The following is a 15,236-nucleotide window of genomic DNA, read 5'->3' on the forward strand; positions in this document are numbered from 1 at the left end:
GTTTTGCGACAGGAAAGTATTTGATGTCCAAGCAATACAACGCTGGTTCCATAGAAGTTCTTAGTGGTCTAGACCCGGTTAGACGTCGTCCGGGTATGTACACGGAAACGGATCGTCCAAACCATTTGGCGCAAGAGGTCATCGATAACTCGGTGGATGAAGCGCTTGCCGGTCACGCTAAACAGATTGATGTGGTTCTGAATAAAGATCAGTCCTTAAGCGTAACCGATGATGGTCGAGGTATGCCGGTGGACATTCACCCGGAGCAAGGTGTCAGCGGGGTCGAGCTGATCCTGTGTAAACTGCATGCGGGTGGTAAGTTCAATAATGATAACTACAACTACTCCGGTGGTTTGCATGGTGTTGGTGTATCGGTTGTAAATGCCTTATCTAAGTTGTTAGAAGTTCAGGTACGTCGCGACAGTCAGGTTTATCGTATTGGCTTTGCGGACGGTGAGAAAGTATCTGATCTCGAAGTGATTGATACCTGCGGTAAGCGTAACACTGGTACTACGGTACGTTTCCTGCCTGATCCGCAATACTTTGATACCCATAAATTCAGCGTTTCGCGCTTAAAGCATAATCTGCGTGCTAAAGCGGTTCTGTGTCCAGGGCTGAAGGTGACTTTTACCGATCTGACCGGCGCTAAACGTGAGAAGGAAGAGTGGTATTACGAAGATGGTTTAGTTGATTACCTGAAAGGTACAACCCAGGTATTTGAAGTGCTGCCAGCTGAACCATTCTCAGGTTCTCTACAGGGTGAGCTCGATGCGGTCGAGTGGGCCGTACAGTGGCTGCCGGAAGGTGGCGAGATGACATGTGAAAGTTATGTCAATCTGATTCCTACGGCTCAAGGCGGTACCCATGTAAACGGTTTACGCACAGGCTTGCTAGAAGCGATGCGCGAGTTCTGCGAATTCCGTAATCTTCTGCCTCGTGGTGTGAAGTTAACCGCAGATGATGTTTGGGATAAATGCTGTTACGTCCTTTCTGCAAAAATGCAGGACCCGCAGTTTGCAGGTCAGACTAAAGAGCGTTTGTCTTCCCGCGAAATCGCGGCCTTTATTTCCGGTACGATTAAAGATGCTTTCTCTCTATGGCTGAACCGTCATGTAGAAGAGGGTGAACAGCTTGCTGAAGTGATTATCTCTAATGCTCAGCGTCGCATGCGCTCTAACAAGAAAGTGGTACGTAAAAAGGTCACTCAGGGGCCGGCACTTCCAGGCAAGTTAGCCGATTGTTCCGGTGGCGATGCGATGCAATCGGAACTGTTCTTGGTAGAGGGTGACTCTGCGGGAGGTTCTGCTAAACAAGCACGAGATCGCGAGTTTCAGGCAATTATGCCGCTACGCGGTAAGATCCTGAATACCTGGGAAGTTGATCCAACTGAGGTGCTAGGTTCACAAGAGATCCATGATATCTCGGTAGCGATTGGTGTGGAGCCTGCTTCAGAAAACTTCGAGGGTCTGCGTTATGGCAAGATCTGTATTCTGGCCGATGCGGACTCAGACGGTCTGCATATCGCCACCCTTCTTTGTGCATTGTTCGTGCGTCACTTCAAGCCGCTGGTAACTGCGGGTCACGTTTATGTGGCTATGCCGCCGCTGTATCGAATCGATGTGGCGAAAGAGGTGTTTTACGCACTGGATGATGCCGAGAAAGATGGCATTATCGAGCGCATTAAAGCGGATCGTAAGAATGCCAAAATCGGCGTACAGCGATTCAAGGGTTTGGGTGAGATGAACCCACTTCAGCTACGTGAGACAACCATGTCACCGGATACTCGACGTCTTGTGCAGTTAACGGTAGAGCCAGGTGATGGCACTAATGAAGTGATGGATATGCTGTTAGCTAAGAAACGCTCAGGTGACCGTAAAGACTGGTTGCAGAGCAAAGGTAACTTGGCAGACGTTTAGACGTTGAAAGTGGTATTAGTTTTCTCTGTGATGAAACACTGTAGGCAGAGAAACAGGATAGTTTTTACAGCTGGTTGCTAGGTTTGCGTTACAGCAGCGAGTTGAGCTTATTACGAGTGTAATGTGAATTATGACGGTACAAACAACCTTCGAAGATGGCACTGAGCGCCTCGCGTTAAAAGATTTTACCGAGAAAGCGTATCTGGATTACTCCATGTACGTAATTTTGGATCGTGCGTTGCCTCATGTCGGTGACGGCATGAAGCCGGTTCAGCGTCGCATCATCTATGCGATGTCCGAGCTTGGCTTGAAAGCGTCTGCTAAATACAAGAAGTCAGCACGTACTGTGGGTGATGTGTTAGGTAAATTCCACCCGCACGGTGACTCAGCTTGTTATGAAGCGATGGTGTTGATGGCTCAGCCGTTCAGTTATCGCTATCCGTTGGTGGATGGTCAGGGTAACTGGGGTTCTCCGGATGACCCTAAATCCTTCGCAGCGATGCGTTATACCGAATCCCGTTTAGCCCGTTATGCCGAAGTTTTACTGTCTGAAATCAGTCAAGGTACGGTTGATTGGGTGCCTAACTTCGATGGCACTATGCGTGAGCCGGCGATTTTGCCAGCGCGTTTACCAAATGTGTTGTTGAATGGTACAACGGGTATTGCCGTAGGTATGGCGACCGATATTCTGCCGCACAACCTCCGTGAAGTGGCTAAGGCTTGTGTTCACTTGCTAGATAACCCGCGTGCTGATCTGGATGAGATTACCGAGATCGTTCCTGGCCCTGATATGCCAACCGATGCGGAGATCATCACCTCCCGTAGAGAACTGAAAAAAGTATACGAAACCGGGCGTGGCTCGGTGCGTATGCGTGCGGTGTACACGAAAGAGCAGGGTGAAATCATTATCACGGCGCTGCCTCATCAGGTATCGGGCGCTAAAATTCTGGAACAGATTGCGGCTCAGATGCAGCAGAAAAAGCTGCCGATGGTAAGCGACCTGCGTGATGAATCGGATCATGAAAATCCAACCCGCTTGGTGATTATCCCGCGCTCGAATCGTGTTGATGTTGAGCAGTTAATGGCTCACCTGTTTGCCTCTACTGATCTTGAGCGCACTTACCGTGTGAATATGAATATGATCGGTGTGGATGGTAAGCCACAAGTTAAGGATCTTCGCCAGATTTTGGTTGAATGGCTGAGCTGGCGCACAGAGATTGTACGCAAGCGCCTAAACCACCGCTTAGCTAAAGTTCTGGATCGCCTGCATATCCTTGAAGGTTTGATGGTCGCGTACCTCAATATTGATGAGGTGATTGCGATTATCCGCCATGAGGAGGACCCGAAAGCGGAGCTGATTAAGCGTTTTGGCCTGACTGAAATTCAAGCAGATGCGATTCTGGACCTTAAACTTCGTCACTTGGCAAAATTGGAAGAGTTTAAGATCCAGTCTGAGCAGAACGAGTTGGAAGAAGAGCGTAAGAAGCTGGAAGGTATTCTGGGTTCTGACGCGAAGATGCGTAAGCTGATCAAAAAAGAGATTCAAGATGCAGCTGAAGAGTACGGAGATGACCGTCGCTCGCCAATCGTAGAGCGTGAAGAAGCGCAGGCATTCAGTGAGAAAGATCTTCTGTCTTCGGATCCTGTAACCGTAGTGATCTCTAAGCAGGGCTGGATTCGTGCGGCTAAAGGGCATGAGATTGATGCGGTGGGGCTTAATTATAAGTCTGGTGATGCCTTCAAACTTGCCTGCAAGGGGCGAACAAATCAGCCGACTATTCTGCTAGATACGACAGGAAGAAGTTTTACAATCGAAACACATAATCTTCCATCTGCCCGAGGTCAGGGCGAGCCGGTGACGGGTAGGATAACCCTTCCAAAAGGGTCGACTATTGATGCGGCTGTGGCCGGGAAAGATGCAGATAAAATACTGATGGCTTCAGATGCTGGATATGGCTTTGTTGCCAAAATCAGTGACCTGACCAGTAAAACTAAAAACGGTAAAGCAGCGCTTACCTTGCCTAAAAACGCCAACATAATTTCGCCGATTAAAGTTGCTACCCCTGAAACTGATCTGCTGGCTGCGGTAACAAATGAGGGGCGCTTGCTGGTGTTCCCTGTGTCCGAGCTTCCGGAGCTTGCCAGAGGTAAAGGGAATAAGATAATCAATATCCCGTCGGCACGCGCTGCGGCACGTGAGGAACTGGTTGTAGCTTTAGCGACTTTGAGTAAGGATGATACGTTGATGGTGCATGCGGGTAAGCAGCATTTACGGCTTAAACCATCCGATATTGAACATTATCGTGGCGAACGTGGCAGACGAGGTAATAAGCTGCCACGTGGATATCAGCGTGTTGACAGTCTTGAAGTAGATTCCAAACAGCAAGAGGCTGAGCAGCCTGAGGAATAAGGAATAAGGAATGAAGAATTTTGCGCCACTGCTCTTTTCATTGTTTTGTATCCTAAGTGCTAATGCTAGTGCGCTAGATTACTTCAATGTAAACGCCGATAAGGTCAATGTCCGAAAGGGGCCAGGGCAAAACTGGAAAGTGGTGGCGCAAGTGGATGCCGGTCAGTTGGTGCTTGAAACCCAAAGGGCAGGGCAGTGGTCAGAAATATTCTTCGTTAAAAACAGTAATCGAAAGTTTCAGGGATGGATCTTTAACGCTTTTCTTACGCCACAACAACTTGATGGTTCGGAGAAGAAACAGCCTTATCAGTTGGATGTGTCGGCACTCAAACCTGTTTGCACAGATCGAACGGTTGTGGGGATTGGTTCGCTCTGTTATCTGGATGTCTCGTTTGTCGTCACTTTTGAAGATGAATCGACCCGACAAACCAAAATCAATTGCTGGGCCGATTTTGTGGTCCCGGGTGATAAGGAAGTTGTTCCGATTCAAACGAGTGATACGCAACTCTATCATGTCTTAGGGGGTAAGGCTGAAGGGGTTATGCGTTTAAATGCAGGTATGCAACGCCGCGTAGATTCTGAAGGTTTGAATCTGGCTTACTATAATTGCGCGGTAGAATAACCTTGTTACAAATTAATCCTTGCAGCTGAATTCAAACGGCTTATTATAATAAGCCGTAGTAAATTTGTGGTTTATTGAAAACGATAGGTTTTGGCGTCATGGATGGACGTTTACTGCGCAAGCGGTATGGTCGGCGGATCGCAGCTTTAGCAAGCACATTGTCCATAGGAATTCTCCTCATGGGCGGTGTGTTACTGTACCTGTCTTCTGGGGTATTGTACGCCTGGAAAGAATATAGCTCTGTCTCTGAAACACGCTCCTCTACTCTTTCTGAACTTCACCGGGCGATTGGTTACGGTGGGTTTATCCATAATTTCAAGAATTATGTACTTCGTAAAGATACGACACTTCTCCAGGAGCTGGGGGAGGATCTGGAACAGTCTTCGCGGGTTATTAATAAGTATTCAGATCTCGATCTCAATGCTGAAGAGCTTAGTGCACTCAGTGTCATCAGCGGAACTCTATCCCAATACAAAGAAAATGTTGAGGTTGCGACTGAGGCAATTCACAGAGGTGAAAGTCCAGCTGAGATAGATCGTTATGTTCGTGTTGATGATCAGCCTGCGTTAGCGGCCTTTGGCATAATGCAGCAGCAGAACAAACAATATACTGAGAGCGTTGGGCAGGTTATGCAGGAGCGAATTAATCAACTGATGAATACGCTGCTGATTGGTTTGCTGGCTATGCCGTTTGTGGTGCTAGCGGCTTTTCATTATCACAGGGTAATGAACCGCTTTGTTGCGCTGATGATTGAAAAGCGCCAGGTTGAAAGGGTGCTTGAGGATACTGCTGCTGAGGTTGCGGAGGTTCAGGAGAAGCATCTGGCAATGGCCTACGAAGCGCATCATTGTGAGTTGACCCGTGTACCAAATCGTAAGGCTTTCATGAAAAAAGGGCAGCAGATTCTTGATGATGTTGCCAGTAAGAGCAAGTGTCTCACAGTCCTTTTTGTCGATGTGGATGACTTTAAGGCGATTAATGATAATTTTGGACATGAGGCCGGAGACCTAGTGCTTGTTGAGGTGGCTAATCGGTTGACTGTGGCGCTCAGGGAGGGGGACTTTGTAGCACGTATTGGTGGAGATGAGTTCGCCATGATAGTCCAGTGTCCCGAGTCAGGGGCTAACTCGCAAAGATTAGCTGAGCGACTTTTGGATGTAATGAATCAAAGCTATGAACACCTGGCTGAAGGATTAAGTGTAAGCTGCTCAGTGGGTGGAGCGGTATTCCCTGAGGAAGGAGAAGACTTGGCTGCGTTGATTCGGGTGGCAGATGAGCGTATGTACCGGGTGAAGAAAAGCGGTAAAAACGGGGTTTTTCTTCATGAAAGCTAATTGTAGAAATGACTTATAAGCTACCAATAATTGTCTAGCCTCTAGCCTCTAGCCTCTAGCCTCTAGCCTCTAGCCTCTAGCCTCTAGCCTCTAGCCTCTAGCCTCTAGCCTCTAGCCTCTAGCCTCTAGAAAAAATCTTGGTTAACAAATGGTTTGCTTGTTTCTGAAGCAGGGCCTGGTGTTTAGGCGTTACTTTTAATAGCAGTACCTTGTCTTCATCTTCCCGACGGATATCGGCCTCTTCAAACATGGCTTCTTTCAGCTTTGGTGCTTCGGTTAAAGCAGTGTGGCTGATCAGCTCATTACTTGATGTCGTACGGGTGAGAAAATGTGCTTCTTCCTGCACTAGGTTGTGCTTATCGTGATGTCCTCTTGCCAGTGACATCTGTAAGCTAAGAACAGGCTGGAAACCGCGAATTCTGGACTGATTGAAACCTTTATAGAGAAGGCTGAAGAGCATGGCTGCGCAAACCGCGTTGACTCCATGGCTATCTCCATCATCTCTTAATTCGAACCGTAATAAGATGTCTTTATTGTCCAGTAACTCAGCGTCACCGTTATAGATCCGCGCAACCTGTTTAGCCAGATGGTGGTAGACATTTAGCAGTGTCGCTTTTTCATCGGCATGCATATTCTCAGAGCTTGCGGTATGGCTGTCGATGTAGAACAGATAAATAGCATCCTGAGGTGCAAGGATCAGTTCTAACTCATGCTCAAATGAATACAGGTCAAGTTGTACCTCTTCTCTATCGTTGAGGCTTTTCAGTAGAGGGTTTTCGGAAAGAGGATAAGAGGCTTGCTCAGCCATGCTGTTGTCGTGAATCTCCTCTTCCTCAATGACCAGTGGCGCCTCGTCAGGCTTTTGGGCTTCATCTTCTGGGAGGTCTTCAGGATGATGCTCAAATTTAGGCATCTGCGGGTTTGCGGACGCCTCAGGCTTAAGAAGATCAACTAATGCGTTTGTCTGCAGAAGATCTTGAGGCTGTTCTTGCTCAGCTTGTTCTTCTTGTTGCTGGTCGAAGTGTGGCGGGCTACTTTCATTCTCTGGTGAGGAGGGTGGGGGAGTCCGCTCGAAATACTGCTTTTCATCTTCGATATCAGTGGTGTGATTCTCTGTTTCAGTAGAATAATCATTTGCCTGCTGGGCAAGGGCTTCTTTAAAGCTGACCTGCTCTTGCTGAATGGTTTCAGTCTCACTTCCCGCATTAAGTTCAAACTGACGGCAGCTAAACCACAAGGTTAATAAGGCGATCAGAGCGGTGAATAGCGAAATGATGCCAATTGGCCATAGCTGACGGAGAAGTGTTTGCTTAGATACGGATGAATCAAGCCAGAGTGTTGTGCTACCAATAGTTTTTTCCTGCTGTAGCAGGCGAGTTTTAATGGTTAGCTCTGAACTAATACCCGCGCGTGCCACTACGAAACCTTTCGCATCGACGACCTCAATACCAGCAACCTGCTCCAACTCATTAAGTTCATTGAGTAGGTAGTTAAGGCTTACGCGGTCGGAAGATAGGAGCAGCGGCCGGATTAGTAGCTCACTTTGTTTACTAAGTTGCTGCCCAGTTATGAGTGTTTCGGCTTTAGCCTGGCGGGAAGAGGCCACGGACGTGTAAAACACGCTCAACAAAAAGCCCGCAAGCAATACCAAACCGACAGACACCGTCAGGTTACGTCTGAAGTTGGAGTTGTGGTTTTTGTTGTCGTTTTTCACGGATTGGGTCGGCTCAAAAAGATATGCAGGAGCAGATAATAACAGCAGTTTAGGGGGTGGGTGAATATCTATTACGCCGAGGCTATGGTTCAGATAGTTTACGGGGTTATAATAGGCGGCTTATCGAAGGAAGGACGGCTATGAACGTACAAGAATATATGATCGAACTGGGTGAGAATGCACGTGATGCAGCTCGCTTAGTAGCAAAAGCAGACACTAACCTGAAAAATCAGGCGTTGCTGGCAATGGCTGATGCAATCGATAACAGCCGACCGGCACTGCGTGAAGCTAATGCTATCGATCTGGAAAATGGTCGTAACAATGGTTTGGATGCCGCGATGCTGGATCGCCTTGAACTCACTGATGCTCGCATCGATACAATGATCGAAGGCTTGCGTCAGGTAGCTGCTCTTCCTGATCCGGTTGGCGCCATTAATGATCTAAAATTTCTTCCAAGTGGCATTCAGGTTGGGAAGATGCGAGTGCCTCTCGGGGTGATTGGCATTATTTATGAATCACGCCCGAACGTAACAGTCGAGGCGGCGAGCCTTTGTCTGAAATCGGGAAATGCAACTATCCTGCGTGGTGGTTCGGAGGCGATCAACTCAAATAAAGCTGTTGCTGAATGTATCCAGCAAGGCCTTAAACTTGCCGGTTTACCTGAAAATGCAGTTCAGGTGGTAGAAACTACCGATCGTGAGGCGGTTGGACAGATGATCACCATGCCTGAATATGTTGATGTTATCGTACCTCGTGGCGGTAAAGGGCTGATTGAACGAATTAGTCGCGATGCCAAAGTGACCGTTATCAAACACCTTGATGGTATCTGTCATGTGTATATCGATGATGCGGCGGATAAAGGTAAAGCGATTAATGTTGCGTTGAATGCCAAAACTCATCGCTATGGAACATGTAATACGATGGAGACGCTTCTGGTTAATGCTGGGATCGCTGCTGAAGTATTGCCAGAACTGGCTGAACGTTATCAGGCGGTAGGTGTTGAGCTGCGTGGCTGCGAACGTACCTGTGAGCTTGTTCCATTTGCGAATCAAGCGAGCAGCGAAGACTGGGCTACCGAGTATCTAGCGCCAATTTTGGCAGTGAAAATTGTCGATACAATGGATGAAGCAATTTTGCATATCAACCGTTACGGCTCGCATCACACAGATTCCATTATTACTGAGAATTACACTAAATCGCGTGCATTTTTGCGCGAAGTGGATTCCAGTTCGGTCATGGTCAATGCATCGACGCGCTTTGCCGACGGTTTTGAGTATGGCCTGGGAGCTGAAATTGGTATCTCTACCGATAAGATCCATGCACGCGGCCCTGTGGGGCTGGATGGTCTGACATCTGAGAAGTATGTGGTGCTTGGGGACGGGCACATCCGTCAGTGATACTGATATGAGTGCGGACGCTTTCATTTTTATGGGAGGGACCTTTGATCCTATCCATAATGGACATCTGCGCACGGCCCTTGAGATAAAAGAGTGGGCTGGGGTTGAGCAGGTATACTTAATGCCTGCGCGTGCCCCGGTTCACAAACAAGCGCCAGGGCGTACGTCTGAACAGCGTTTGATGATGGTCAAGCAGGCGGTGCAAAATGAAGCTGGGTTAAACGCTGATGAACGTGAGATAAGAACTGAACAGCCCTCGTACTCATTGCTAACTTTGCAGTCTCTGCGAGAGGAGTTCGGTCCAGACAGGCCGATTTGCATGGTGATGGGAATGGATTCTTACCAGACCTTACCGAGTTGGCATGGATGGCATCAGTTCACTGACTATGCGCATTTAATTGTCGTTAAACGGCCTGGCTATGAACTTCCTGAGGAAGAGGTAATAGCTGAATTCACGCAGCAACATAAGACCGAGAAACTGGAAGATCTGTTCTCCACCGCTGCAGGTAGAGTGATTTTTCATGAACTAACACCGCTGGGGATATCAGCGACGCAGATTAGGGGAATTATCTCCCGGGGTGAATCTGCCCGTTATCTTCTACCAGACAGTGTTTACCAATTTATTCTTGAAAACCGTCTTTACGGTTTAGATGACAAACAGGGTTGAATTATCAGCCCGTCAATTGAAGCGAACTAATGCAAACTGAGAAAATTTTAGAACTGGTGCATGGTGCACTGGAAGATATGAAAGCCAAAGAAATCACTGACCTTGATGTACGTGGTCGTTCTACGGTTACCGATTATATGATTATCGCTTCTGGCACCTCGAAACGACATGTCGCAGCAGTTGCTGAAGAAGTTGTTGTTAAAGTGAAAGAGGCTGGATTAATGCCTCTGGGCTCAGAAGGGCAAGGCGCAAGTGATTGGATTTTGGTCGATCTGGGAGATGTGGTTGTTCATGTCATGATGCCAGATGCCCGCTCCTTCTACGATTTAGAGCGCCTTTGGGGCGTTGATGCAGACGCATAGAACTTTCTATGAAAATCAGGATCATAGCTGTTGGCGGAAAAATGCCTGCTTGGGTAAACGAAGGCTACAACGAGTACGCTAAACGTTTACCGTCGGATTTTCAGATTGACATGATCGAAATCCCTTTGGGGCATCGTGGAAAAAGTAGCGATGTCGCCCGGGCGAAAAAGCAGGAAGGGGATCAGATGCTTGCGGCCATTCCTAAAGGTGATCGTGTGATCGCTCTTGAGGTGCTGGGTAAGAACTGGTCGACCGAAAAGCTGGCAGCTCAAGTCGAGGACTGGCGAATGGATGGGCGCAATATCAGCCTGTTGATTGGTGGTCCTGATGGCTTGGATAGTCGTTGTTTGGCTATGGCTGATCAGAAATGGTCGTTGTCCGCGTTAACTTTGCCTCACCCTCTGGTTAGAGTGTTGTTGGCGGAACAATTATATCGGGCCTGGACAGTCATTCAGGGACACCCTTATCACAAGTAGAAGATCAGATAGGATATGGCTGCAGAGCGCCTAAAAGACCATTCCAAAGAGAGTCGTACGTTTCGTTTTCGTGCGACTCTAGCGTTTATAGTGGTTGTTCTGATGTTGTGCGTACTTGCTGGCAGGATGTATTACCTGCAAGTGGTTGAGCATGAACGATTTTCAGCTATGTCAGAAGATAACCGGGTTCAATTGCAGCCGGTTCCCCCTACACGGGGTCTGATTTATGACCGTAACGGGATTTTATTAGCTGACAACCGTCCCAGTTATTCAGTGACACTCCTTAAAGAGGAGATGAAAGATCTGGATAAAACCCTGGCGGATCTTAGTGAGCTGATTCCGATAACCGAGCGTGAAATCAGCCGTTTCAAAAAACGCTTAAAACAGCGCCGTCGTCCATTCCAGTCGGTGCCCGTCCGATTCCGTTTAACCGAAGAAGAGATCGCCAAAATTTCGGTGAATTATCATCGCCTGCCTGGTATACGTGTTGAAGCTGAGTTAATTCGTTATTACCCCTACGGGCGGTCTTTGGTTCATGCTATGGGGTACGTAGGGCGCATTAACGAAAAAGAGCTGAAGCGTGTTGATGAAACCAACTATGCGGCAACCCATTACATAGGGAAGCTGGGTATTGAGAAGTTTTATGAAGATCAGTTGCATGGTGAGGTCGGTTTTCAGAAGGTAGAGACCAATGCCCGGGGCAGGGTTATGCGCGTTCTGGAAAGGACTGATCCTAAACCCGGAGAGGATCTGGTTTTGCATTTGGATCTTCGACTACAACAGATTACTGAGAAGCTTTTGGAAGGCCGGCGTGCCTCCGTGGTGGCAATAGATCCGGAAACCGGGGGAATTCTTACCATGGTTTCTACACCTGCTTATGATCCTAACCTGTTTGTTACAGGCATCTCATCGAAAGATTATAAAGCGTTGAGGGAATCCAGAGATCTGCCTTTATTTAACCGGGCGATTCGTGGCGGTTATCCTCCAGGTTCAACGATCAAGCAGATTGTTGCGCTGGCGGCTATCGATACGGGGGTGGTGAAGCCTAGCTACACCATCTTTGATCCGGGCTTTTACACCCTGACTAAAGGTGGACGGAAATACCGCGACTGGAAACGAACCGGGCATGGCCGTGTGGATATGTATGATTCAATCGCGCAGTCTTGTGATGTCTGGTTTTACGATGTGTCACATAAGATGGGTGTCGACCCTATGTCTGACTATCTGGGTAAATTTGGTTTTGGTCAGGTAACCAGTCTGGATTTGCCAGAAGCCCTTGGGGCTATTCTCCCTTCAAGAGAATGGAAAAAACGGGCCCGTAAAACGCCTTGGTATACCGGTGATTCTCTGAATATGAGTATCGGGCAAGGCTTCTTTGTCGCGACCCCATTGCAGTTGGCAACGGCCACTGCTGTAGTGGCAAATCGTGGTAAATGGCACTCGCCAAGGATGCTGAAAGGTATTAAGTCATTAGATGATGCCGGGGCGGAAGTATTGTCTATGCCTGATATCAGCGGGGTAAAGCGTCCCTTGGCTGATGTGAAACTGAATAATGAGAAGCATTGGGACGACATCATTAAAGGGATGCGTGAAGTAATGCACGGCAAGCGAGGTACTGCACGTAGCTCTGGTGCCAATTCAGCCTATGAGATTGCTGGGAAAACCGGTACTGCTCAGGTTGTCGGCATCAAACAGGATGAAGAATATGATGCGGAAAAGCTGGCTGAAATCCATCGAGATCATGCGTTGTTTGTCGCATTTGCGCCGATTGAAGACCCTAAAATAGCCATTGCTGTCATCGTAGAAAATGGCGGTGGTGGGTCCAGTACTGCCGCGCCTATTGCGCGAAAAGTTATGGATGCCTACCTTCTGGGTAAAGACCCTGAGCAGGAGATTGAGGGTGAGGTGGCGCTACGATGATGGGAAGAGAGTTTGAGCGCTACATGCCGGAAGCGCATGATCATCTGCGCCAACGGCCAAGCCTCTGGAGCTATACGAACCTGGATGGTTGGCTACTGCTTCTGTTAATTGCATTATGTGGTTTTGGCTTATTTATTCTATACAGCGCCTCCGGTCAGGATATGGGCTATGTGACCCGTCAGGCGATCCGTATGGGTGCCGGTTTTTTTGTCATGATCGTTTTGGCACAATTAACCCCCAGATTTCTGGGTCGTTGGGCACCCTGGCTCTATGTGATAGGTGTCGCGTTGCTGGTGGGGGTCATACTCTTTGGTGTAGGTGCAAAGGGTGCACAGCGCTGGATCGCGCTCCCGGGCTTTCGCTTCCAACCTTCTGAAATCATGAAACTTGTGCTGCCGCTTACCGTTGCATTCTATCTAGCTCACAGACCTTTGCCGCCAGGTTTCAGGCATATCATTATCAGTTTGGTGTTAGTAGGACTGCCTACCGTTCTGATTATGAAACAGCCGGATCTGGGAACTTCGTTACTGATTGCTTCTTCGGGTATTTTTGTATTGTTGCTATCGGGTATACGTTGGCGTTACATCTTCTCTGCTTTAGGTGTTGCAGCGGCAGCTTTACCAGGCCTTTGGGCCGTGATGAAAGATTATCAAAAACAGCGGGTACTTACTTTTCTCGACCCGGAAAGTGATCCTTTAGGTTCAGGATGGAATATTATCCAGTCGAAAACAGCAATCGGCTCTGGCGGTGTTTCTGGTAAGGGGTGGTTAAGCGGTACGCAGTCACAGTTGGACTTTTTACCGGAATCGCATACGGATTTTATCATTGCGGTGGTGGCTGAAGAGATGGGACTGATTGGTGTATTAGTTCTGTTGACACTTTATCTGTTGATTATTGCTCGTGGGTTAGTTATTGCTGCACGTGCTCCAGATAGTTTTGGGCGTTTGTTGGCGGGCAGTTTGATTTTAACTTTCTTTGTCTATGTGTTTGTTAATATCGGTATGGTGAGCGGCTTGTTACCTGTAGTGGGAGTGCCGTTACCATTGGTGAGTTACGGTGGGACGTCTATCGTAACCTTGATGGCCGGGTTTGGTATTATTATGTCGGTTCACAGTTATCGAACGATGTTGCTCAAGTAACGAATTTTTGAACTTTTGAGTCTGAGTTTTATCTGTATGCTCTGGCTTGAGGAGATGTTTATGTTGGTATTGGAAATTAAGGAGATCAGGGATGAAGCGTAGTTCAGTTGTATCGGTTTTAGTAACTACCGGACTTTTACTTATGGGTTGTACAGCAACCGCTGAAAAAGAAGTGGCCTCGTCATCTGCTAAACCGCAGGTCAAAACAGACAAGGCTGACACTTCAGTTGCTCAGAAGAAAGCCGCAATGCCTGCTGCATCAAAGCGGATGACTCAAGAGGAACTACTGGCTTCAGTGAGGGGCGGTTCTTATCTGGATTATCCTGAAGCCAAAGTGTTTATCGAAGAGATGAAAGCAGAAGGCTTTGATGAAGCCTATTTGAGAAAAGTGCTTGGCGAAGCAAAGCGCCAGACTTCAATTCTGAAAGCGATTTCCCGTCCGGCAGAACGACGTCTGACCTGGGGGGGGTACCGTAAGATTTTTATTGAGCCTAAGCGTATCAAGCAAGGCGTTAAGTTTTGGCAGGACAATCAAGAGAGTCTTGCTAAAGCGGAACAAAAATACGGTGTTCCAGCTGAAATCATTGTGTCGATTATCGGTGTGGAAACCCGCTATGGTCGGATTATGGGTAGCTATCGTGTCTTAGATGCCTTGGCAACACTGGGTTTTGATTATCCTCGCCGTAGTAAGTTCTTTCTCGGGCAGCTGAAAGAGTACCTGCATCTCGTCAAAGAGGAGAAGGTCGATTTTACTTCTCTAAAAGGCTCCTATGCTGGAGCGATGGGCTTTGGACAGTTTATTCCTTCAAGCTATCGTAATTTTGCCATCGATTTTGATCAGGATGGTAAGCGTGATATCTGGAGCAATAAAACGGATGCGATTGGTAGCGTGGCCAATTACTTTGCTGAACATAAATGGAAACCCGGGCAGCCTGTCATCAGTGGAGTTTCTTTCACTAAGGCCGCTGATGAAGCTTGGTACAGCGTTGGTCGCAAGGGTTTGATTCCGCAAAATACGCTCGCTGAATGGGTCGATCGTGGTGTAGAACCGCAACTGAACTTATCCCCGGAAGAGAAAGCGATCCTGATGCAAATGGAGATCGGTGATGATAAGCAATACTGGTTAGGTCTGCATAACTTCTATGTTATAACTCGTTACAACCACAGTAAGTTGTATGCCATGGCTGTTTATCGCTTAAGTCAACAGATCAAAGACGCTTATGAGAAAGCGACTGTTAAATCAGTGGCCATGCAGACTAAGAGTAACTAAGAGACGGTG

12 protein-coding genes are annotated in these 15,236 nt (G+C 47.8%); 11 read left to right on the forward strand and 1 reads right to left on the reverse strand.

What is annotated here, in order from left to right:
• Positions 1 to 23: 23 nt before the first annotated feature.
• The 4 genes from parE (at position 24) to MED92_RS19345 (ending at position 6,282) form a co-directional block, all read left to right on the forward strand.
• Positions 24 to 1,916: a DNA topoisomerase IV subunit B gene (gene parE, locus MED92_RS12870; protein ID WP_007021992.1), complete on the forward strand. Its 1,893-nt coding sequence runs from the start codon at positions 24 to 26 to the stop codon at positions 1,914 to 1,916.
• A 130-nt stretch (positions 1,917 to 2,046) separates the two neighbouring features.
• Positions 2,047 to 4,326 (forward strand): DNA topoisomerase IV subunit A, encoded by a 2,280-nt coding sequence (gene parC, locus MED92_RS12875; RefSeq protein ID WP_007021993.1) that lies wholly within the window; start codon positions 2,047 to 2,049, stop codon positions 4,324 to 4,326.
• Between the two features lie 10 nt (positions 4,327 to 4,336).
• Positions 4,337 to 4,948, forward strand: a complete 612-nt coding sequence (locus tag MED92_RS12880) for an SH3 domain-containing protein (RefSeq protein WP_007021994.1) — start codon at positions 4,337 to 4,339, stop codon at positions 4,946 to 4,948.
• Positions 4,949 to 5,127: 179 nt separating this feature from the next.
• Positions 5,128 to 6,282 (forward strand): GGDEF domain-containing protein, encoded by a 1,155-nt coding sequence (locus MED92_RS19345; RefSeq protein ID WP_007021995.1) that lies wholly within the window; start codon positions 5,128 to 5,130, stop codon positions 6,280 to 6,282.
• A gap of 118 nt (positions 6,283 to 6,400) precedes the next feature.
• Here MED92_RS19345 and MED92_RS18665 read toward each other — a convergent pair whose 3' ends face one another.
• The gene (locus tag MED92_RS18665) at positions 6,401 to 7,996 is read right to left on the reverse strand and encodes a hypothetical protein (RefSeq protein WP_007021996.1); all 1,596 of its coding nucleotides are present in this window, start codon (positions 7,994 to 7,996) and stop codon (positions 6,401 to 6,403) included.
• Between the two features lie 140 nt (positions 7,997 to 8,136).
• Here MED92_RS18665 and MED92_RS12895 point away from each other — a divergent pair, with 140 nt between their 5' ends.
• The 7 genes from MED92_RS12895 (at position 8,137) to mltB (ending at position 15,227) form a co-directional block, all read left to right on the forward strand.
• Positions 8,137 to 9,393 (forward strand): glutamate-5-semialdehyde dehydrogenase, encoded by a 1,257-nt coding sequence (locus MED92_RS12895; protein WP_007021997.1) that lies wholly within the window; start codon positions 8,137 to 8,139, stop codon positions 9,391 to 9,393.
• 7 nt (positions 9,394 to 9,400) lie between these two features.
• Positions 9,401 to 10,060 (forward strand): nicotinate-nucleotide adenylyltransferase, encoded by a 660-nt coding sequence (gene nadD, locus MED92_RS12900; RefSeq protein WP_007021998.1) that lies wholly within the window; start codon positions 9,401 to 9,403, stop codon positions 10,058 to 10,060.
• A gap of 29 nt (positions 10,061 to 10,089) precedes the next feature.
• Positions 10,090 to 10,422, forward strand: coding sequence for a ribosome silencing factor (rsfS, locus tag MED92_RS12905; protein WP_007021999.1), 333 nt, complete (start codon positions 10,090 to 10,092; stop codon positions 10,420 to 10,422).
• Positions 10,423 to 10,430: 8 nt separating this feature from the next.
• Positions 10,431 to 10,898 (forward strand): 23S rRNA (pseudouridine(1915)-N(3))-methyltransferase RlmH, encoded by a 468-nt coding sequence (gene rlmH, locus MED92_RS12910; protein ID WP_007022000.1) that lies wholly within the window; start codon positions 10,431 to 10,433, stop codon positions 10,896 to 10,898.
• A gap of 15 nt (positions 10,899 to 10,913) precedes the next feature.
• A complete protein-coding gene (gene mrdA, locus MED92_RS12915; RefSeq protein ID WP_007022001.1) occupies positions 10,914 to 12,818 on the forward strand; it encodes a penicillin-binding protein 2 in 1,905 nt (634 codons plus the stop codon).
• Complete coding sequence (gene rodA, locus MED92_RS12920; RefSeq protein ID WP_007022002.1) at positions 12,815 to 13,957, forward strand: rod shape-determining protein RodA; 1,143 nt, start codon at positions 12,815 to 12,817, stop codon at positions 13,955 to 13,957. The genes mrdA and rodA overlap by 4 nt, the downstream gene beginning before the upstream one ends.
• A gap of 91 nt (positions 13,958 to 14,048) precedes the next feature.
• Positions 14,049 to 15,227: a lytic murein transglycosylase B gene (gene mltB, locus MED92_RS12925; protein ID WP_007022003.1), complete on the forward strand. Its 1,179-nt coding sequence runs from the start codon at positions 14,049 to 14,051 to the stop codon at positions 15,225 to 15,227.
• The last annotated feature ends 9 nt before the right edge of the window (positions 15,228 to 15,236 follow it).

Origin of the sequence: Neptuniibacter caesariensis (genome assembly GCF_000153345.1) — a bacterium.
Taxonomy (GTDB): Bacteria; Pseudomonadota; Gammaproteobacteria; order Pseudomonadales; family Balneatricaceae; genus Neptuniibacter; species Neptuniibacter caesariensis.

Coding starts and splice junctions, on each gene's coding strand:
- parE (WP_007021992.1), top strand. CDS start 24: ATGTCCAAGCAATACAACGCTGGTTCCATAGAAGTTCTTAGTGGTCTA.
- parC (WP_007021993.1), top strand. CDS start 2,047: ATGACGGTACAAACAACCTTCGAAGATGGCACTGAGCGCCTCGCGTTA.
- MED92_RS12880 (WP_007021994.1), top strand. CDS start 4,337: ATGAAGAATTTTGCGCCACTGCTCTTTTCATTGTTTTGTATCCTAAGT.
- MED92_RS19345 (WP_007021995.1), top strand. CDS start 5,128: ATGGGCGGTGTGTTACTGTACCTGTCTTCTGGGGTATTGTACGCCTGG.
- MED92_RS12895 (WP_007021997.1), top strand. CDS start 8,137: ATGAACGTACAAGAATATATGATCGAACTGGGTGAGAATGCACGTGAT.
- nadD (WP_007021998.1), top strand. CDS start 9,401: ATGAGTGCGGACGCTTTCATTTTTATGGGAGGGACCTTTGATCCTATC.
- rsfS (WP_007021999.1), top strand. CDS start 10,090: ATGCAAACTGAGAAAATTTTAGAACTGGTGCATGGTGCACTGGAAGAT.
- rlmH (WP_007022000.1), top strand. CDS start 10,431: ATGAAAATCAGGATCATAGCTGTTGGCGGAAAAATGCCTGCTTGGGTA.
- mrdA (WP_007022001.1), top strand. CDS start 10,914: ATGGCTGCAGAGCGCCTAAAAGACCATTCCAAAGAGAGTCGTACGTTT.
- rodA (WP_007022002.1), top strand. CDS start 12,815: ATGATGGGAAGAGAGTTTGAGCGCTACATGCCGGAAGCGCATGATCAT.
- mltB (WP_007022003.1), top strand. CDS start 14,049: ATGAAGCGTAGTTCAGTTGTATCGGTTTTAGTAACTACCGGACTTTTA.